General features: G+C 73.0%; 16 protein-coding genes. 9 read left to right on the top strand and 7 right to left on the bottom strand.

Annotated features, from left to right (window positions below):
- The first annotated feature begins 25 nt into the window (after positions 1-25).
- The 6 genes from ACFCXS_RS13375 (at position 26) to ACFCXS_RS13350 (ending at position 5,296) form a co-directional block, all read left to right on the top strand.
- Positions 26-376, top strand: coding sequence for a hypothetical protein (locus ACFCXS_RS13375; protein ID WP_376643373.1), 351 nt, complete (start codon positions 26-28; stop codon positions 374-376).
- Between the two features lie 32 nt (positions 377-408).
- On the top strand, positions 409-1,650 hold the full coding sequence (locus ACFCXS_RS13370; RefSeq protein WP_376643372.1) for an NAD(P)/FAD-dependent oxidoreductase: 1,242 nt from the start codon (positions 409-411) through the stop codon (positions 1,648-1,650).
- Positions 1,651-1,818: 168 nt separating this feature from the next.
- Positions 1,819-2,184 carry an Rv2175c family DNA-binding protein gene (locus ACFCXS_RS13365; RefSeq protein ID WP_039932287.1) on the top strand — a complete coding sequence of 122 codons (366 nt, stop codon included), beginning with the start codon at positions 1,819-1,821 and terminating at the stop codon, positions 2,182-2,184.
- A gap of 438 nt (positions 2,185-2,622) precedes the next feature.
- A complete protein-coding gene (gene thiE / locus ACFCXS_RS13360; RefSeq protein WP_376643371.1) occupies positions 2,623-3,282 on the top strand; it encodes a thiamine phosphate synthase in 660 nt (219 codons plus the stop codon).
- A gap of 98 nt (positions 3,283-3,380) precedes the next feature.
- Complete coding sequence (gene metF, locus ACFCXS_RS13355) at positions 3,381-4,304, top strand: methylenetetrahydrofolate reductase [NAD(P)H] (protein ID WP_361871770.1); 924 nt, start codon at positions 3,381-3,383, stop codon at positions 4,302-4,304.
- Positions 4,305-4,360: 56 nt separating this feature from the next.
- Positions 4,361-5,296: a hypothetical protein gene (locus tag ACFCXS_RS13350; protein ID WP_376643370.1), complete on the top strand. Its 936-nt coding sequence runs from the start codon at positions 4,361-4,363 to the stop codon at positions 5,294-5,296.
- A 75-nt stretch (positions 5,297-5,371) separates the two neighbouring features.
- Here ACFCXS_RS13350 and ACFCXS_RS13345 read toward each other — a convergent pair whose 3' ends face one another.
- The 4 genes from ACFCXS_RS13345 to ACFCXS_RS13330 form a co-directional block, all read right to left on the bottom strand.
- Positions 5,372-6,868 carry a phytoene desaturase family protein gene (locus ACFCXS_RS13345; RefSeq protein WP_376643369.1) on the bottom strand — a complete coding sequence of 499 codons (1,497 nt, stop codon included), beginning with the start codon at positions 6,866-6,868 and terminating at the stop codon, positions 5,372-5,374.
- A 487-nt stretch (positions 6,869-7,355) separates the two neighbouring features.
- Complete coding sequence (locus ACFCXS_RS13340; RefSeq protein ID WP_104779337.1) at positions 7,356-7,985, bottom strand: TetR/AcrR family transcriptional regulator; 630 nt, start codon at positions 7,983-7,985, stop codon at positions 7,356-7,358.
- A gap of 47 nt (positions 7,986-8,032) precedes the next feature.
- Positions 8,033-10,117, bottom strand: coding sequence for a YhgE/Pip family protein (locus ACFCXS_RS13335; protein ID WP_376643368.1), 2,085 nt, complete (start codon positions 10,115-10,117; stop codon positions 8,033-8,035).
- Positions 10,089-10,931 carry an ATP-binding cassette domain-containing protein gene (locus ACFCXS_RS13330; protein WP_376643367.1) on the bottom strand — a complete coding sequence of 281 codons (843 nt, stop codon included), beginning with the start codon at positions 10,929-10,931 and terminating at the stop codon, positions 10,089-10,091. Before ACFCXS_RS13330 ends, ACFCXS_RS13335 begins: the two co-directional genes overlap by 29 nt.
- Before the next feature lie 168 nt (positions 10,932-11,099).
- Here ACFCXS_RS13330 and ACFCXS_RS13325 point away from each other — a divergent pair, with 168 nt between their 5' ends.
- The 3 genes from ACFCXS_RS13325 to ACFCXS_RS13315 all read left to right on the top strand — a co-directional run bounded on the left by ACFCXS_RS13325 (position 11,100) and on the right by ACFCXS_RS13315 (position 13,379).
- On the top strand, positions 11,100-11,663 hold the full coding sequence (locus tag ACFCXS_RS13325; protein ID WP_376643366.1) for an SAV_6107 family HEPN domain-containing protein: 564 nt from the start codon (positions 11,100-11,102) through the stop codon (positions 11,661-11,663).
- A 223-nt stretch (positions 11,664-11,886) separates the two neighbouring features.
- Positions 11,887-12,702 (top strand): methyltransferase, encoded by an 816-nt coding sequence (locus ACFCXS_RS13320; protein WP_376643365.1) that lies wholly within the window; start codon positions 11,887-11,889, stop codon positions 12,700-12,702.
- Between the two features lie 278 nt (positions 12,703-12,980).
- On the top strand, positions 12,981-13,379 hold the full coding sequence (locus ACFCXS_RS13315; protein ID WP_376643364.1) for a DUF3040 domain-containing protein: 399 nt from the start codon (positions 12,981-12,983) through the stop codon (positions 13,377-13,379).
- A 186-nt stretch (positions 13,380-13,565) separates the two neighbouring features.
- Here the strand turns inward: ACFCXS_RS13315 and ACFCXS_RS13310 are convergent, their stop codons facing one another.
- The 3 genes from ACFCXS_RS13310 to ACFCXS_RS13300 are packed head-to-tail and all read right to left on the bottom strand — an operon-like array spanning position 13,566 to position 18,396.
- Positions 13,566-15,959, bottom strand: coding sequence for a DUF3488 and DUF4129 domain-containing transglutaminase family protein (locus ACFCXS_RS13310; protein WP_376643363.1), 2,394 nt, complete (start codon positions 15,957-15,959; stop codon positions 13,566-13,568).
- Positions 15,959-17,320, bottom strand: a complete 1,362-nt coding sequence (locus tag ACFCXS_RS13305) for a DUF58 domain-containing protein (RefSeq protein ID WP_376643362.1) — start codon at positions 17,318-17,320, stop codon at positions 15,959-15,961. Before ACFCXS_RS13305 ends, ACFCXS_RS13310 begins: the two co-directional genes overlap by 1 nt.
- Positions 17,320-18,396, bottom strand: coding sequence for an AAA family ATPase (locus tag ACFCXS_RS13300; RefSeq protein ID WP_376643361.1), 1,077 nt, complete (start codon positions 18,394-18,396; stop codon positions 17,320-17,322). The genes ACFCXS_RS13305 and ACFCXS_RS13300 overlap by 1 nt, the downstream gene beginning before the upstream one ends.
- Positions 18,397-18,579 lie beyond the last annotated feature (183 nt).

Here is an 18,579-nt window from a genome sequence, read left to right as displayed (position 1 = left end):
TCCCGCAGTAAGGGAGCCTCAGTCCATGGCCCGATCCCTCGACGGTCTCGTACTCGCTCCGGTCGCCGACCAGGCACCGGGCCAGGTGGGCACCCGTACCCGGTTCACGTACCACGAGCGGGAGGGCGAGATCTGGGCCGAGTACAGGGGTGGCGACGTCGTACGCGGGCACCTCGTGGGTACCCGGGAAGGTGACCGGCTGGACTTCCGGTACGTCCAGCTCAAGCGGGACGGGACCACTTCCTCGGGGCACTGCGTCTCGGCGGTGGTGGAGCTGCCCGACGGGCGGGTGCGGCTGGAGGAGACCTGGGAGTGGGAGTCCCAGCGGGGCAACGGCACGAGCGTTGTGGAGCAGGTCACGGTGCATGAGCACTGACTGACAAAACGTCAGGTGTCTATGGTGATCAGGTGAGCGAGCAGACGCAGCAACCAGGTCCGTCCGCGCCGCGGCGCGTCGTCGTGGCGGGCGCGGGCATGGCCGGGGTGCAGACCGCCGTCGCCCTGCGCGAGCAGGGCTTCACCGGCGACGTGATCCTCATCGGCGCCGAGCCCCACCAGCCCTACGACCGGCCCCCGTTGTCCAAAGCCGTCCTGCTCGGCAAGTCCGAGGGCTCCGCCTTCGACGTGGACTTCGAGGCCCTCGGCATCGAACTGCGGCTCGGCTGTGAGGTGCTGGGCCTGCGCCCCGCCGACCACGAGCTGGACACCGAGGACGGGCCCGTGCCGTACGACGTCCTCGTCGTCGCGACCGGCGCGGAACCCGTCCGGCTGCCCGGCACCGAGGGCGTGCCGGGAGTGCATCTGCTGCGCACCCTGGACGACGCCGAGCGGCTGCGGCCGGTGCTGGCCCGCCAGCACGACATCGTGGTCGTCGGCGCCGGCTGGATCGGCGCGGAGTTCGCCACCGCCGCGCGCGAGGCGGGCTGCGCGGTGACCGTCGTCGAGGCCGCCGAACGTCCGCTCGCCGGGGCGCTTCCCGCCGAGGTCGCCGCTGCCATGGCCGGCTGGTACGCCGACGCGGGCGCGGTTCTGCGGACGCACGCGCGCGTGGAGCGCGTCGAACCCGGTGTCGTCGTCCTCGACGACGGCTCATGGCTGCCCGCGGGCGCGGTGGTCGTCGGCATCGGCGCCCGCCCCGCCACGGCCTGGCTGGCCGGCTCCGGGATCGAGCTGGGCCCCCACGGCGAGATCGTGGCCGACGAGCACCTGCGCACGACCGTGCCGGACGTGTACACGGTCGGCGACTGCGCCTCCTTCCCCTCGGGGCGCTACGGCGAGCGCCTGCTGATCCACCACTGGGACAACGCCCTCCAGGGGCCGCGCACGGTCGCCGTGAACATCGTCGGCGTGGCCACCGGGGAACCGCCGGCGGTGTACGACCCGGTGCCGTACTTCTGGTCCGAGCAGTTCGGTCGGTTCGTCCAGTACGCCGGGCACCACGCCTCCGCGGACACCACCCTGTGGCGGGGCGACCCCTCCGGCCCGGCCTGGACGGTCTGCTGGCTGCGGGGCGAGCGGCTGGTCGCGCTGCTGGCGGTGGGCCGGCCCCGGGACCTGGCGCAGGGCCGCCGCCTGATCGAGTCCGGCGCCCCCATGAACCCGGTGCTGCTGGCGGATCCGGCCAGGCCCATGAAAGCGGCGACGGCCTGAGGGGCGGTTGCGGCAGTGGCGCCTGCCGTGCGGCGTCACCGGCGTGACCGGCCCCGGACGCCACCGCCCCGGTGAGGGCCTCGGAGCGGCGCTGCCGGGCGCGGCGCGCCCGCCCGGGTGGACGGGTCCGACTTCCGACTGTCAGTGGCAAATGGCAGGCTGGTTCCCGTGACCGAGATTGACGCAAAGATCGATGCTCTCGTCCCCGCCTGGCTCACCCTCCCCGACATCGCCGAACAGTTCGGCGTCGAGGTGACGCGTGTGCGGCAGCTGGTCAAGGAGGGCCAGCTCATCGCCGTACGCCGAGGTGAGAACCGCGCGCTGCACGTCCCTGCCGCCTTCATCGACGGGGACAAGGTCGTCAAGGGTCTGTCCGGGACCCTGACGCTCCTGCGGGACGACGGCTTCACGGACGAAGAGATGCTGGAGTGGCTCTTCACCCCGGACCCCAGCCTGCCCGGCACCCCCGCGCAGGCGCTCAGCGAGAACCGCGGCACGGAGGTGAAGCGCCGCGCCCAGGCGCTCGCGGTCTGACCCGGCCGCGACGGGACAACCGTCCGGTGCCGTGCGAGCGGGACCGGACCTGAACAACCGCCCGACGTGAGGGCCGTGACCCGAGGGATCACGGCCCGGGGATGGCCTGCGCCCTGTGGGACCACGAGCGTCTCCGGCACGGTCTGCGGACGTCCCGGGGTCGCTGCGGACCTGGCCGGCGCGGCCGCGAGCCTCGCGGCAGGCCGCGGATGTCACCCCATGGCTGCGCGGACTCGCCACCCCGGGTTCCGAACGTCATCGCCGGGGCTGCGGACGCCACCGGCACGGCCGGCAGGCTGCTGCGGGCCGGAGCGGGCGTAAGGTGCCCGAGGCGTTCGTGGCGGGGCAGGTGCGTCCCGCGCCGCCCGCCGCCCACGCGGGCCCACCCGCATGCCCACGCGGCCCGCCCGCCCACCACCGACACCCAGGGGGACACGCATGACCGGCACCGCCGCCGCCACCGCACGGGCCCAGCTCGCCGACGCCCGGGTCTACCTCTGCACCGACGCGCGCAAGCGGCAGGGCGACCTCGGGGACTTCCTCGACGCCGTGCTGACCGGCGGCGTCGACATCGTCCAGCTGCGGGACAAGGGCATGGAGGCCGCCGAGGAACTGGAGCACCTGGCCGTCTTCGCCGACGCCTGCGCCCGGCACGGCAAGCTGCTCGCGGTCAACGACCGTGCGGACGTCGCCCACGCCGCCGGCTCCGACGTCCTGCACCTCGGCCAGGGCGACCTCCCGGTCCCCGCGGCCCGCGCGCTCCTCGGCGACGACGTCCTGATCGGCCGTTCCACCCACGCCGAGTCCGAGGCCGCCGCGGCCGCCGTCCAGCAGGGCGTGGACTACTTCTGCACCGGCCCGTGCTGGCCGACGCCGACCAAGCCCGGCCGCCACGCGCCCGGCCTGGACCTCGTCCGCCACACCGCCGCCCTCGTCACCGACCGGCCCTGGTTCGCCATCGGCGGCATCGACCTCGGCAATCTCGACCAGGTCCTGGAGGCGGGCGCCCGGCGGGTCGTCGTCGTCCGGGCGATCACCGAGGCGGACGACCCCGGGGCCGCGGCGGCCGGGTTCGCGAAGCGGCTGCGGGAGGCGTAGTCCGTACGGCCTGTCCAAGGGATGGACAACAAGTGGACAATCAGGGCAAAAGCCGGCTCCCGGTTGGGGGACCGACCGCCCCTGGCTAACCTGCCGGTATGGCCCTCGGCACCGCATCCATCAGGTCGGACCACGCCCGCACCGTCCGCGACATGCTCGCGGCCGGCAAGACGACGTACTCCTTCGAGTTCTACGCCCCCAAGACCCCGAAGGGCGAGCGGAACCTGTGGAACGCGCTGCGCCGGGTCGAGGCCGTGGCGCCCGACTTCGTCTCCGTGACCTACGGCGCGGGCGGTTCCACCCGCGCGGGCACGGTCAAGGCGACCGAGGCGATCGCCTCCGACACCACCCTCACCCCGATCGCCCACCTCACCGCGGTCGACCACTCGGTGGCCGACCTGCGCAACATCATCGGCCAGTACGCCGACGCCGGGATCCGCAACATGCTCGCCCTGCGCGGTGACCCGCCCGGCGACCCGATGGGTGACTGGGTGCCGCATCCCCGGGGCCTTGCCTACGCCGCCGAACTCGTCGAGCTGATCAAGGCCTCCGGCGACTTCTGCGTCGGCGTCGCCGCCTTCCCGGCGATGCATCCCCGCTCGTGCGACTGGGACACCGACGTCCGTCACTTCGTCGACAAGTGCCGGGCGGGCGCGGACTACGCCATCACGCAGATGTTCTTCCAGCCCGAGGACTACCTCCGGCTGCGTGACCGGGTCTCGGCCGCCGGCTGCGACACCCCGATCATTCCCGAGGTCATGCCGATCGCGAGCGTGAAGACGCTGGAACGGATCGGATCCCTCACCAACGCCACGTTCCCGGACGCCCTGAAAGAGCGGATCCTCACAGCAAAAGACGATCCGGCCGCTGTACGCTCCATTGGGATCGAATTCGCCACGGAGTTCTGTGCGCGGCTGCTCGCCGAGGGCGTGCCCGGCTTGCACTTCATCACGCTCAACAACTCCACCGCGACACTGGAGATCTACGAGAACCTGGGCCTGCACCACTCACCGCAGGCCTAGACCGTTCGCACCGATATACGACACACTGCGTAGCGGCCACTGGGAGAGGGGCGTACATGGGCTGGGCGGTCCTCTACATCGCGTTCGGCATCGTCGCGCTGTGGCTGCTGGGCGAGGTGCTCCTGCAGTACAAGGCGCGACTGCGCTGGCGGCTGCTGGCCTTCGCCGGGTTCCTCGGTGTCGTCGTCGGTGTCCTCATCCCGTCGGTCGTCGTGATCGGCCTGGGGGCCGCTGCCTTCGCGGTCGGGCAGACCTACGTCACCCTGTCGTTCCGCAGCGGCTTCGCCGCCGGCTGGGCGATGAACGCGCCCGCGCTGGGCGGTGGCAAGCGCCGCCCCCGTGAGCGCGGCCGCCAGGAGCCCACGCTGGAGGTCTCCGGCCTGGAGGCCGAGGGCGGCCACGACGACGAGGCGGGCGCCTACCGGCGCGACCCCGTCCCCCACGACGGGGACGACGACTACGACCGGGACGACGTCTTCACCCCGGCCCGCCCCGTCCACCAGCCGACGTCCGCCGAGACCACCGCCGTCTACGAGCCGCAGCCCATGCCCGACGACACCGGCTCCTACGGCGTCTACGACCACGGGTACCAGTCGGGAGGACAGCAGTCCCACGACCAGTACGCGTCCCAGGCCACCGACCAGTCCTACGCCTACGACTACTCCGGCTACGGGCAGCAGCAGGGCTACGACGCCACCGGTCAGCAGCAGTACGCGGCCTACTCCGACCCGTACATCGGCTCGTCGAACTACGGCCAGGGCACCTACGACAGCACGTACGGCGACCAGCAGTACTACGGCCAGCAGGACTACGCCCAGGACCAGTACTCCGGCACCTACGGCGGCGACAGCCAGCCCGGCGGTGCGTGGGTCCCGCAGCAGCGCAACACCGACGAGTACGGGCAGGAACTGCCGCCGGAGCAGCCGTACCCGTACCAGGGCGGCGGGCAGCAGCCGCAGGGGAACGGGTACGACGAGCAGTACCGCTTCTGAGAGCAGTACCGTTTCTGGAGCCTGATCATCAGGCCGAGCCCCGGCCCGAGCCCGAGCCCTGCCGGGGTGCCGTGCTCACTGTGAGCCGCGGAACTCCGGCCCCTCCACGATCAGTCCCGCCACCAGCGCGCCCGACATGCCCGCGTGCGGCAGCCCACCGCCGGGATGGGTCCAGCCGCCCACCGTGAACAGACCGGGCACCCGCGTGGTGTTGGACGGATGCAGCAGCCGCCCGCCGCTCGCAGCCAGGGCCGGCACGGGCACCGCGCCCCCCTCCGCGCCCGTCTGGTCCGCGATGTCGGCCGGGGTGCGCACCTCATGCCAGAGGAGGCGCTCGCGCAGGCCCGGTACGGCGCGTTCGGCGGCGGTGATCATGTGATCGGCGAGGGTGTCGTGAGCCAGGCCGGGCCGCGCGGGCACCACCGTCGTGAGCGTGACGGCCTCGTGGTCCGCCGGGGCGGTGCGAGGGTCGTCGGGCTGTAGCACCGTGACCGTGGGACCGGGACGGGAATCTCCGGCCGCCGTGCCGAAGAGGGCGTCCAGCTCGGCCTCGCGGTCCTGGGTGTGCACCACCGTGCGGTGCGCCGTGCCCTCGGGGCGGGCGCCGCGCAGGGCCAGCAGGAGGGTCAGCCGGGACGCCGCGGCCGGCTGCGGCGGCACCTCCCCGTCGCCCCGTACGACGGTGCCCGCCGTCAGCCGGGCCAGTGCGCCGGGCGCTGCACCGGCCACCACGAAGTCCGCCTCCGCGACCGACCCGTCGGCCAGCTCCACCCCCGACGCCCGGCCGTCCTTCTCGAGCACACCGGTGACGTCGGCGCCGAAGTGGAACTCGACCTTCCGGACCAGGCACCGCTCGTACACCGCCCGCGCCAGCTCGCGCAGGCCCCCGCGCACGTACCAGGTGCCGAAGGCGTGCTCCAGGTACGGCAGGACGGCCGCGCTCGCCGGGGTGGTCCGGGGGTCCAGACCGTGGCCGATGGCATGACTCTCCAGCAGGGCCGCGAGCCGGGGGTCGCGCAGCTCCCAGGCGCCGATCTCGGCGAGGGTGCCGGCCCGGCGGGTGCGCAGCAGCCGCTTGTGGGGCACGGCCGGGTAGGGCTCGCGCTCGGCGAGCACCTGCCAGTTCGGCCAGAGCGGCTCCTCCAGCAGCGGCCGGCGGGTCCGGTCCCAGGCCTCGCGGGCCCGCACCAGGAAGTCGCCCCAGCGCTTGCCCGCGTCGGCGCCGAGCCCCTCGTCCAGGGCGGTGACCACGCCCGCGCGCGAGGCGTTCGGCAGCGAGACCTCGATGCCGTCCGCGAACACGTGCCGGGTCGACGGGTCGACCTGGACCAGCTCGACACAGGACTCCAGCGGCTCCTTGCCGGTCTTCACGAACAGGTCGCGGTAGACGGCGGGCAGCGGCAGCAGGGCCGGGCCCGTGTCGAAGGAGAACCCGTCGCGCTCGAAGCGGCGCAGGGCTCCGCCGTAGGTGTCCGTCCGCTCGTACACCGCCACCCGGTGGCCCGCGACGGCCAGCCGGGCGGCAGCCGCCAGCGCGCCCATCCCTGCGCCGATCACCGCAATCCGTGCCATGCCAGGGACTTTATCGGCCCCCACCGACAACCCTCACAGGCGGCACTCTTCGACCACCTGCGAGCACGGGCGGGCAGGCGGTCGCCGGCAGGCGGCGCCGGGGCCGGGTGGGCCCCTGTGCGCAGGACTGAGTACGTATACCTAGCCGGGGAGTTGAGTACGTGCGCGGATGGGGGACGACCTGCGCGGACGAGAGAGTGGAGACACGGAGAGGGGCACGGCTCCGGCACCGGCGACACGGGGCGCCGGAACGGAGCCGGCCCGCGATCCGCTCCTTCCGCCGGCGGTGTCGGCGGGAGCGAGACACGGGGGAGAACCGGGGGAACCGGAGGAAACCGGGGGACGACCGAACGGGGGTCCTGCGGGGGGACGCACGGGGGAGCAGGAGAAGGAAAACGGGGGAGTGGGGAAGGCGCCGGTTCGAGGTGGCCCGCGGGGGACGCGGCCACACCGGACCGGCGCCTTCACATGCGCACGCGACGGTGGGTCAGCGGCAGCCGCTCACCCGGCCCTGGAGCAGCCGGGACAGCGCCGCGTGCACGTCGTCCAGGGAGCGTTCCGCCTGGAAGGACTTCCAGTCCAGCGCGGCCACCAGCACCATGCCGACCAGCGCGGACGCCGTCAGCGAGATGTCGATCTCCTCGCTGAACTCACCGGCCGCGACGCCGTCGCGCAGCACGTCCTCCACGACCGCGACAGCCTGCTGCCGGACCACCATCAGCGTCGACTGCCAGGTCCGGTTGGTGCGCCACAACTCGGCCACGTACAGCTGCGTGAAGGCCGGGTAGCGGTCGATGAAGACCAGCCCCGCCCGGATCATCGCGTCCAGGGCGTCGACCTTGCCGCCGCCCTCCCGCTCGGTCCGCTCGGCCGCTTCCCGCAGGGAGGCGGTCAGCAGACCCACTCCGTGCCGCAGCAGTTCCTCGAAGAGGACGGACTTGCTCGCGAAGTTGTAGTAGACCGTGCCCTTCGCGACCCCCGCACGCTCGGCGATCTCGTCCACGGTCGTGGCGGAGAACCCCTGCTCGGCGATGAGCGTGACGGCCGCCTCGTAGAGCTTTTGCCGGGTGGCCTCGCGGCGCGTGCTGCCGCCCGACGCGGCACTGCTGCTTTCCATGGCCCTGATTGTCACAGGAACCTTTCCGGGGGAAGCGACGGTGGGGCTCACAGGCTCAGCTCCGGGTGCAGCCGGTCCAGCGTCCACACCTGGCGCCGGCGGGCCGCCACGGCGGTCAGCGCGAGGGCGCCCGCGGTGAACGCCGTCAGCACCACGCACGCGTGCCACACCGGTTCGAGTCCACCGCCGGTGATGAGCCGCCTGAGGGCCTCGACGACGTAGCTCATCGGGAGGAACGGGTGGAGCGCGTTGAAGAAGCCGGGACTGGTCTGCACGGGGTACGTGCCGCCCGCCGAGGTCAGCTGGAGCATCAGCAGTGCGAGGACGAGGATCCGCCCCGCCGCCCCGAAGCGGGCGTTCAGCCACTGCACGATCGCCGCGAAGCACGCCGTCACCAGGAACAGGAAGCCCACCGTCCCGGCCGCCCGGACCATCTCCAGGCCGACCGCCCAGTGCAGCACCGACATCAGCGCCACCGTCTGCAGCACCCCGATCGCCACCACCGGCAGCCAGCCCGACAGCGCGATCCGCCATGCCGGGGCGCCCGCGGCGAGCGCGCGCCGGTTCATGGGCGCGATCAGCATGTACGCCACCATCGCGCCCACCCACAGGGACAGCGGGATGAAGTACGGGGCGAAGCCGGTGCCGTAGTTGGGTGCCTTGTGCATGTCGTGCGACGCGAGCCGCACGGGGTCGGCCATGACCTCGGTGCGCCGGTCGCGGTCCTGCTCGTCGTAGTCGGGAATCTTCCCCGCCCCGTCGTGCAGGCCGCCGGCGAGCTTCCCGGAGCCGTCGACGAGCTTGAAGATGCCGCCGTTGAGGTCGTCCGCGCCGGTCTTGAGTTTGCCGACGCCCTTGTCCAGGGCGACGGCCCCGGTCTTGGCCGTGCCGATCCCCTTGTGCAGCTTCTTCGCGCCCGCGGCGACCTCGGCCGCCCCGTCGTTCAGAGCGTTGATCTTCTTGACGGCGTCGGTGAGGTCCTCGGAGAGGTGCGGTGCGCGGTTCGCGAGGGCCTGGGACTGCTTCTGGAGGGTGGCGAGGTTCTTGTCGAGCTTGTCGAGGTCGCCGTCCTGGTCCGCGATCAGCGTGTTGACGTCGTCCGCGATCAAGGTCACGTCGGCGGCCGCGTCCTTGGCCTTCTTCAGGTCGGAGCAGGCCGGGTCGGGCAGGACGGGATCGTCGCAGCGCCTGGCGTAGACGTCGTTCAGCGTGCCGGAGGCCGCCCGGGCGCCCTTGGCGGCGGCCGGGGCCGTCTTCACCATGGTGTCCAGGTGTTTGCGGATCACCCCGGAGGAGTCGGCGACCAGCTGGGCGGTGTCCCCGATGGTCTTCTCGTTGCCCTTGAGGAAGGGGCCGACCTTGCCGGCGGTGCCGTTGACCTTGTCGGCCAGCTTCTGCGTGCCCTCCGCGACCCGTTCGGAGCCGTCCTCCAGGTCGCCCGCGCCGGTGTGGAGCTTCTTCAGGCCGGTGGCGAGCTTGCCGCTGCCGCCCTTGGCGTTCTTCAGGCCGTCGGCGAGGTCCTTGGAGCCCTTCTCGGCCTTGTCGATCCCGCCGTTGAGCCGGTCGGCGCCCTTCGCCGCCTTCACGGTCTTGCCGTGGATGTCGGAGAACGACACGAAGATCTTGTCCAGGAAGGACCGGGAGGTCTTGGTGGACGCCGCCTGCCGCACCTCGCTGAAGACGGTGCGGGAGATCTGGCCGACGATGTAGTTGTTGGCGTCGTTGGTGCGCACCTGGAGGGCGCCGGTCTCGGGGGTGTTCCCGGAGCTGGAGGCGATCCGCTCGCTGAAGTCGGCGGGCAGGGTGAGCGACAGGTAGAAGCTGCCGTCCTCGACGCCCCTGCGGGCCTCGGCGGCGCTCACCTCCTGCCAGTCGAAGGTCTTGCTGTCGTGCAGGCCCTTCGTGATGTCGTCCCCCGCCGTGATCTTCTTCCCGTCGGCGGTCGCCCCCTTGTCGTCGTTCACCAGCGCGACCGGGATCTTGTCCAGACGGCCGTACGGGTCCCAGAACGACCACAGGTACAGCGCGCCGTACAGCAGCGGCAGCACCAGCAGAGCGACCAGGGCGGCACGCGGCAGCTTCCCCCGCCCGAAGCGGCGCAGCTCAAGCGCGGCCAGTCTCGGCGATCGCATCGCCCTTCTCCTCTCCCCGGTCCGCCCGGTCCGCCCGGTCCGTCCGGATCGCCTCGTCGGTCTCGTCGGTCTCGTCGGCCCGGTCGGTCTCGTCCTCGGCGTGCGGCTCTTCACGGCTGTCCGCTGTGGAGACCCTGACGGCACCCTCGGGGGCCTCGCCGAACACCGCCACGACCGTCGTCCCGGCGTCGGCCAGGGACCTGAGCAGCGCCCGGACCTCCTCCCGCTCGGCGTCCGAGAGCTTGAGGTCGGCGTCGTCGACGCCGAGCAGCCGCGGCCCGCCGACGAGCGCGAGCGCGATAGACAACCGCAGCGCCTCCAGGCGCTCCAGATCCCGTACGGCCGTGCGCGGCCCCTTGGGCAGGGCCTCCAGGTCCAGCCCGGCCGCCTCCAGAGCGGCCTCGACGCGCCGTTCGGCCTCGGCCGCCCGCTCGCCGCGGGGTCGCAGCAGTCCGCGCAGCGATGCGCCGAACCGCCGCTGGAGCAGCGCCCGTTCCCGCAGGTGCTCGCCGACGGTCAGCGCCGGGTCGAGGTCGGTGACCCCCGGGACGTGCGCCAGCGCGCTCATGCCGCGCACGGCCGCCATCTGCTTCGGCAGCCTCGCGTCGCCCACGGCGGCCGTGCCCTCCGAGACCTTCATCCGCCCCGTCAGCGCCAGCAACAGGCACGTCCGGCCGGACCCGGACGGGCCCTCGACCGCGACGAGCGCGCCCGGCTCGGCATCGACGGAGATCCCGCGGACCGCCCACCCCCGTGGCCCCTTGATCCCGAGGCCGTCGGCGACGATCCGCACCCCTCCCGCCTGTTCCCCCACGAGTCTCCCCTGAATTTGAACTGACTGGTCAGTGCAAAAACTACTCCGAACCTACGAGCGAAGCAAAATCGCAGGTCAGAACGGATTGTCAGTGCCATACCTCACGATGGGTCACATACGGCACTCCGTGACCGGACGTGCCGTCACCCAGACGACAGGAGGTTCGTCATGGCCAGCTATCACGCAGCAGCCGCCCGCCGGCGCCGCGCCACCGGCCCTGCACCCTCACTGACCGGCCCGGCGAGCGACGTGCACCCCGTGCTCCGCCGGGCCACGGCCCCGCCCGCCGCCCTCGACCTGCTCGCCCAGGCCCGCGCCAGCCTCGACGAGGCCACATCCCTGGAGACACCGAACGAGCGCTACTCGAGGGCCCACCTCGCCGCTCTGCGCACCGCCGCGGCGGTGCTCGCGGCCCGGGGCCGCCCGGAGACCTCGCCCCGGGCCCGGGCCAAGATCCGGAGCGCGTGGGAAGTGCTCCCCGAGATCGCACCCGAACTGACCGAGTGGAGCGCGCTGTTCGCCTCCGGTGCCAGGCGTCGCGCCCGCGCCGAAGCCGGCATCGAGGGCGCGGCCACCGGCCGGGACGCCGACGACCTGATACGCGACGTGGCGATGTTCCTGCGCCTCGTCGAGCGGATGCTGGTCCTCCAGCCGGTCCTCCCACAACCCCGCCCGGACCTCGACCGGCCGGAGGGCACCGGCGCGGGGAGTGACATGCCGGACGCGGGCTGAGCCCGGCCCGGGCCCGCCTGACCCGAGGGGCCGGACGCGGGTCGAGCGCGGCCCGGGCCCGCCTGACCCGCGGGCATCCCGGGACCGGGTCATCCGCACGCCGCGGCCTAGGCAATAGGGTGGGGGACGCCTGAAGTCTTCCCTCCCCGAGGCCGGGGCCGGGGGAGACGCCCCGTTCGCGCCGCCGTGCAAGAGGCGGTGCCGCGCCGAGGAGTCAACTGACGTGTCGGACCCGATGCGCCCCCGCGCCTCACTCCGTACCGCCGTGGTCTGGGAGGTCCTCCAGGACGCCCTGGACCGCCGGGTCAAGGCCGCGGGTCGGGAGTCGCTGGACGTCCTCGACACCGGGGGCGGCAGCGGCAACTTCGCGGTGCCCGTCGCCCGTCTCGGCCACCGGGTCACCGTCGTCGACCCCAGCCCCAACGCCCTGTTCGCCCTGGAGCGCCGGGCCGCCGAAGCCGGCGTGGCCGACCGGGTCAAGGGCGTCCAGGGCGATGCCCACGGCCTCTTCGACGTGGCCGAGCGCGGTGGCTACGACGTGGTGCTGTGCCACGGCGTCCTGGAGTACGTGGACGACCCGGCCGAGGGCGTCCGCAACGCGGTGGCGGCCCTGCGCCCGGAGGGCGTCCTCAGCCTGCTCGCCGCCGGACTCGGCGGTGCCGTGCTCTCCCGCGCCCTCGCCGGGCACTTCAAGGAGGCCCGGCAGGCGCTCGACGACCCGAACGGACGATGGGGCGCGGGTGACCCGGTGCCGCGCCGCTTCACCACCGAGCAGCTCACGGGACTGGTCGAGGGGGCGGGCCTGCGCGTCGGTGCCGTGCACGGCGTCCGGGTCTTCGCCGACCTCGTGCCCGGCGTCCTCGTGGACACCGAGCCCGGAGCCGTGGAAGCGCTGCTGAAGCTGGAGGAGGCCGCCGCCGAGCTCCCCGCGTTCCACTCGGTGGCCACACAGCTGCACGTCCTGGGTGAGACCGGTGGGGCCACCGAAAGCGGTGGGGCCGGTGGGACGGACGAGACCGATGGGGCGGTCGAGGCCTGAGCCTCCTCGTGGGGCACCACCGCTGATCAGGGCCTCGTCTGCGCATGGAGTACGCCACAGGCCCCCCGAACGGGGACGGCGCGCCGTATGATCGAGGGAGACCGTTCCGGCATGACGGGTCGGCCGCTGGGGAATGGAAGCCTCAGCGAGCCGGACCCCCATGGCGGGTTCCGGTTGGTCAATTGGCGCAGAGGGGCGGGTTTCACGGGGGCGATTCCCTGCCTATCCTGAAGGGACCCCCCGGGTCGCCCCGGCGACTGCACGATGAGGAGGACTCCGTGCCGCTCTCGGAGCACGAGCAGCGCATGCTCGAGCAAATGGAGCGAGCGCTGTACGCCGAAGATCCCAAGTTCGCGACAGCGCTTGAGGGAAGCGGGCTGCGCACGTACACCCGGCGACGGGTCTACCAGGCGGTCGCGGGCTTCCTCGTAGGTATCGCGCTCCTCATGGCTGGAATGGTCGCCAAGCAGGTCTGGCTCAGTGTCGTGGGCTTCCTCGTCATGCTGGGCTGTGCGGTGCTCGCCGTGACCGGCTGGCGCAAGGCCCCCAAGCCGGGTGAGCAGGCGTCCGGTGCCACCGGACACCAGGCCCGCCCACAGGGCCGGCAGCGCCGCTCGGTGATGGACCGCATCGAGCAGCGCTGGCAGAAGCGCCGCGACGAACAGGGTGGCCATTAGCCCCCGCACAGCCGATCCAGAACCACGTGAACACGTAGGTCAGGGGGTGACCACCGACCCGGTGGTCACCCCCTGACGTTTGCGCGTGTGCCGTCGGACGACCGGCGGACACCGGCCACGGCAAGGCCGGCCGGCGCATCCGCACCGACCGGCCCGAGTGCCGCTGCCCTCAGTCCCGCCGCATCCTCAGCCCTGCTGCCCCGAGGTCTTCCGCCACGTCGGCCGCAGCGCCAGGGCGCGCTCCCGGACCCTTGTCCACCAGGCCGAGGCCGCCCACACCACCCGCGCGGTGGAGCGGGGGGCCACAAGCGCGCGGAGCCTTGCCGCCCGGCCGGACGCCGCGCCGAGGCCCGCCGTGGCCCGGCGGACGTCGTCCGAGAGGCCCGCCACGGGGCGCGGGTGCGGTGCGTACAGCACCTGCTCCACCGCGTTGGCCACCCGGTGCACCGAAGCCGCGGCCGTCGCGTCGAGATCGCCGAGGCGGACCATACGGTCGGCCGCCTTGCGCGGGGTCAGTGACTCGTCCGGCGTGATGCCGAAGTCCCACGCCGTGTCGGTCAGCTCCTGCCAGACGGCCAGGGTGTGCGGCGCCGTGTCCGCCTCACCGCGGCCGTGCGCCCCGAGCCGTGCCGACCGGGTCCGCAGCCGCCACAGCATCGGTGCCAGGGGGAGCGCGAGGACGGCGAGACCGGCCAGGGCCCACACCAGGAACGCGTACCACTTCGGGCCGTCGTCGTCCGTGGGCAGCGCCGCCTGCGGTGATTCGCTCGCGCAGCCGCCGTCCAGCTTCTTCTGCTCCGGCGTGCAGCTCTCACTCGACGAGGGCGCCGCGGACGGCGCGGCCGACGCCGACCGGGAGGGACGCGACGGGTCCGGCACCGAACTGCCGGGGTTGTCGGGCAGGGTGTACGACGGTATCGAGCCACGGTTGGGAGTCGGCTCGAAGCGGGTCCACCCCACGCCCTCGAAGTACAGCTCGGGCCAGGCGTGCGCGTCCCGCAGCCCCACCGACACCGAGCCGTCCGCCTGCGGGGAACCGGGCGCGAAGCCCACCGCCACCCGGGCCGGTATGCCCAGGGAACGGGCCATCGCCGCCATCGCGAAGGAGAAGTGCACGCAGAAACCCTGCTTGTCCTTCAGGAAGCGGGCGATCGCCTGCGAGCCGCTGCCGACCTGCACCTGCGTGTCGTACTCGAAGCCGCCGGTCACGGCGAACCAGTCCTGGAGCTTGACCGCCTGGTCGTACGGGTCGGTCGCGCCCGCGGTGACCTTGCGGGCGGTGCGGGCCACCACCGACGGCAGCGAGTCGGGCAGCTTGGTGAAGTCACGCTCGATGTCCCCGGGCGCCGGTCCCGCCGAGGCGAGCTGCTCCGCCGTCGGCTGCACGTCCAGGCTCGTGACCTGGTACGTCAGGCCGCGCGTGTTCTGCCCGTGGTCGCCGACCAGCGTCATGCCCTGCGGCTCGTACCGCCAGTTGCCGCTGATGCGCACGCCGCTCGGCGGGTACGGCATGGGCAGCCAGTCCTGGGCGTACCAGCCGGCCGCGGTGATCGTGGTGTCGAACTCCGTGCGCTTGACGTCCGGGCTGAGGCCCACCGGGGCCGGGAAGGCACCGTCGGGGACGGCGGTGATGGACCGCCGGGACGGCTTCCACGTGGTGCCGTCGAAGTCGTCCAGGGACACGATCCGCAGATACAGGTCCGAGACGTCCGCCGTCTTGGTCCGCACGGACAGGACCTGCTGGTCCTCGTCCGCGTTGAGGCTGTCCCTCAGCGACACCAGCGGATTCACGGCTGAGATCGTGCCCCCGCCGCCGGATCCGCCGCCCGCCCCCGCTCCCACGGTGTCCAGCAGCCCGCCGTTCATCGCGGGCAGGCCGAGCGGCACCACCAGGGCTATGCCCAGCGTGACCACGCCGATGCGCCGGCCGGTGCGGACCGGGGCGATCGCGCCGCTCGACTCCCCGCCCGCCGTGCGCGGGGCACCGCCGAAGACCCGCCCCCACTGCGAGAGCCGGTCCCGTCCCTCGGCCAGCAGCAGCATCAGATAGCCGGCCGCCGCCACCAGGAACCACAGCCAGTCCGAGCCCCCGTCGGACAGCCCCGCCGCCACGGAGTACAGGGCGAGCAGGGGCAGTCCGGCCGGAGCGGCGCTGCGGAAGGTCACCGCGAGGGTGTCCACCAGCAGCCCGATGATCAGAACCCCGCCCAGGAGCATCAGACGTATGCCGTCGGACTCCAGGGGCGCCGGGATCGCGTACCGCGCGATGTCGTCACCGCCCTGCTGGAGCAGGAGCGCGAAGCGGTCGAAGGCCCGCGGCCCCGGGATCAGCCCGGCCAGGGCCTGCTCCCGGGCGAAGAGGAAGGTCAGCAGCATCACGGTGACCACCGCCTGCGCCGCCACCGTCAGCGGCCGGGCCAGCGGCACCCGGCGGGCAGCGGCTCCCACGCCCGCCTGCAGCGCCAGCAGGAATGCCGCCTGCACGATCCACGTGGCCGGCCGGACGAGGGGCAGCAGGGCGCACGCGGCCATCAGCGTGGCCGCCCAGGCGCCCAGCGTCAGTCGTACCCGCCCGCTCATCACGGTCCCTCCCCGCCGCTCGCGGCCGCCACGCCCCTGCGCTCCCGGTCCGCAAGCCGCCACAACTCGTCCATCGAGGCGCCCCGCGGCACGCGCAGGGCCGTCCACCCCGCCTCGCGCAGCATGCGCAGCCGGTCTCCGCTCCTGTCCGACGGGCCGGGCACATCGCTCGGTTCCCGCACCCAGGTGTCACTGTCCAGCACGAAGGCGACCGCCCCCGGGCTGCGCTGCCGCATCCGGCCCAGCACGGCCGCCTGCTCCTCGTCCAGGTCGCCGAGGAAGGCCACCAGCAGCCCCTCGTTCCCGCCGCGCAGCACGTCGTAGGCGCGGGACAGGCCCGCGCCGTCGGAATGGTCGATCACCGCGAGGGTGTCCATCATCAGGCCGGCCGCGTCCGCCGACTCCTGGCTCGCGCCCGCGAAGCCGTCGCCGCCCTCGCCGGGCACCGCGTTGCCGGTGTCCGTCAGCAGCCGTACCGAGTAGCCGCGTTCGAGCATGTGCACCAGGACCGACGCGGCGCCCGACACGGCCCACTCGAAGGGCGAGTCGGGCCCCGCGCCCTGGTAGGCGATGGCGCGGGTGTCCAGCAGCACCGTGCAGCGGGCGCGTTGCGGCTGCTCCTCGCGGCGCACCATCAGCTCGCCGTAGCGGGCGGTGGAACGCCAGTGCACGCGTCGCAGGTCGTCGCCGTAGCGGTAGCCGCGCGGGATGACGTCGTCCTCGCCGGCCAGTGCGAGCGAACGCTGCCGCCCGTCGCCGTACCCCTTCGCCTCGCCGCCCAGGCGCACCGGCGCCAGCGGCTCCACGCGCGGGATGACCGTGAGGGTGTCGTACGTCGAGAAGGACCGGGTCAGCTCGCACATGCCGAACGGGTCGGTCAGGCGCAGCTGGAGCGGCCCCAGCGGATAGCGCCCGCGCAGATCGGAGCGCACCCGGTAGGACACCTCGCGCCGGCCGCCCGCCTCGACCCGGTCGAGCACGAAGCGGGGTCGCGGACCGAGCACGTACGGCACCTTGTCCTGGAGCATCAGCAGGCCCGTGGGCAGCCGCGAGACGTTGTCCATCCGCAGGTGGACCCGGGCCTCGCTGCCCGCCGGCACGCGCGCGGGGGAGAGCCGGCGGCTGCCCGCGACCCGGTAGCGGGTGCGGTACAGCACCGCCGCGCACACCAGCGGCAGCACCGCCAGCAGCAGGCCCACGCGCAGCAGGTCGCTCTGGCCGAGCACGTAACTGCAGATCGCGGCCGCGACGCCGGCGGCCAGAAAGGAACGTCCGCGGGTGGTCAGACCGGCCAGAGCGGTGCGGACGCCGCCCTTCTCGCCCCGGTCGGCTTCCGCCCGGCCCGCCCCCGCGGTGGTCATCACAGCCTCCGCGGCGGCTGCTGGGGATACGCCGGAGCCGTGCGGCCCAGGCCGCCCAAGCCGCTCTGCTGCTGCGGCCCCGCCGGCACCGGGGTGCGCTGCAGGATCTCCTCGACGACCTGTTCGGCGGTGCGCCGGTTGAGCTGGGCCTGGGCGGTGGGCAGCAGGCGGTGGGCCAGGACGGCGACGGCGAGGGCCTGCACGTCGTCCGGCAGCGCGTACTCCCGGCCGCTGAGGGCCGCGGACGCCTTCGCCGCGCGCAGCAGGTGCAGCGTCGCGCGCGGGGAGGCGCCGAGTCTCAGATCGGGGTGCGTGCGGGTGGCGCCGACCAGGTCGACGGCGTAGCGCCGGACCGGCTCGGCGACGTGCACCCCGCGCACCGCCTCGATGAGCTTGAGGATCTCGTCCGCGTGGGCCACGGGCTGGAGGTCCTGCAGCGGCGAGACGCCGCCGTGCACGTCCAGCATCTGCAGCTCGGCCTCCGCGCTCGGGTAACCGACCGAGACCCGGGCCATGAAGCGGTCGCGCTGGGCCTCCGGCAGCGGGTAGGTGCCCTCCATCTCGACCGGGTTCTGCGTCGCCACCACCATGAAAGGGCTGGGCAGCTCGTAGGTCTTGCCGTCGATGGTGACCTGACGCTCCTCCATCGACTCCAGGAGCGCGGACTGCGTCTTGGGCGAGGCGCGGTTGATCTCGTCGCCGATCACCACCTGCGCGAAGATCGCGCCCGGCTTGAACTCGAAGTCACGGCGCTGCTGGTCCCAGATGGACACACCGGTGATGTCCGACGGCAGCAGGTCGGGCGTGAACTGGATGCGCCGCACCGAGCAGTCGATGGACCGCGCCAGCGCCTTGGCCAGCATCGTCTTGCCGACACCCGGGACGTCCTCGATCAGCAGGTGTCCCTCGGCGAGCAGTACGGTCAGCGAGAGCCGTACGACCTCGGGCTTGCCCTCGATCACGCCTTCCACCGACTGCCGCACGCGCTCCACCACGGCGGTCAGATCGTCCCCCACCCGCGAGAAATCCCGGGCTGGGGGACCCCCATGGCTCGCTCGATCGTCATAGGTCGTCACCCGGCGCTCCTCGGCCTTTCCCGTGCTCTCAGGAAGCACGGAATACCCCATTTTCCCGGGCCGACGCCGCATGACGCGGACCGGCCCACCCCGAACCACGGACACCACGCGCGAAAGGTTCCGCGTGACGTCACTCCCGCATTCTTGCTGCCGTTACCGTTTCGTGTCACTCGACTGTGGACA

It is taken from the genome of Streptomyces sp. NPDC056373 (assembly GCF_042262425.1).
Classification (GTDB): domain Bacteria; phylum Actinomycetota; class Actinomycetes; order Streptomycetales; family Streptomycetaceae; genus Streptomyces.
This window is presented reverse-complemented; position numbering and strand designations above follow the sequence as displayed.

What these genes read in the sequence shown, in the direction of transcription:
- ACFCXS_RS13375 (WP_376643373.1), top strand. Translation starts at nt 26, where the DNA reads ATGGCCCGATCCCTCGACGGTCTCGTACTCGCTCCGGTCGCCGACCAG.
- thiE (WP_376643371.1), top strand. Translation starts at nt 2,623, where the DNA reads ATGACCGGCACCGCCGCCGCCACCGCACGGGCCCAGCTCGCCGACGCC.
- metF (WP_361871770.1), top strand. Translation starts at nt 3,381, where the DNA reads ATGGCCCTCGGCACCGCATCCATCAGGTCGGACCACGCCCGCACCGTC.
- ACFCXS_RS13350 (WP_376643370.1), top strand. Translation starts at nt 4,361, where the DNA reads ATGGGCTGGGCGGTCCTCTACATCGCGTTCGGCATCGTCGCGCTGTGG.
- ACFCXS_RS13345 (WP_376643369.1), bottom strand. Translation starts at nt 6,868, where the DNA reads ATGGCACGGATTGCGGTGATCGGCGCAGGGATGGGCGCGCTGGCGGCT.
- ACFCXS_RS13340 (WP_104779337.1), bottom strand. Translation starts at nt 7,985, where the DNA reads ATGGAAAGCAGCAGTGCCGCGTCGGGCGGCAGCACGCGCCGCGAGGCC.
- ACFCXS_RS13335 (WP_376643368.1), bottom strand. Translation starts at nt 10,117, where the DNA reads ATGCGATCGCCGAGACTGGCCGCGCTTGAGCTGCGCCGCTTCGGGCGG.
- ACFCXS_RS13325 (WP_376643366.1), top strand. Translation starts at nt 11,100, where the DNA reads ATGGCCAGCTATCACGCAGCAGCCGCCCGCCGGCGCCGCGCCACCGGC.
- ACFCXS_RS13310 (WP_376643363.1), bottom strand. Translation starts at nt 15,959, where the DNA reads ATGAGCGGGCGGGTACGACTGACGCTGGGCGCCTGGGCGGCCACGCTG.
- ACFCXS_RS13305 (WP_376643362.1), bottom strand. Translation starts at nt 17,320, where the DNA reads ATGACCACCGCGGGGGCGGGCCGGGCGGAAGCCGACCGGGGCGAGAAG.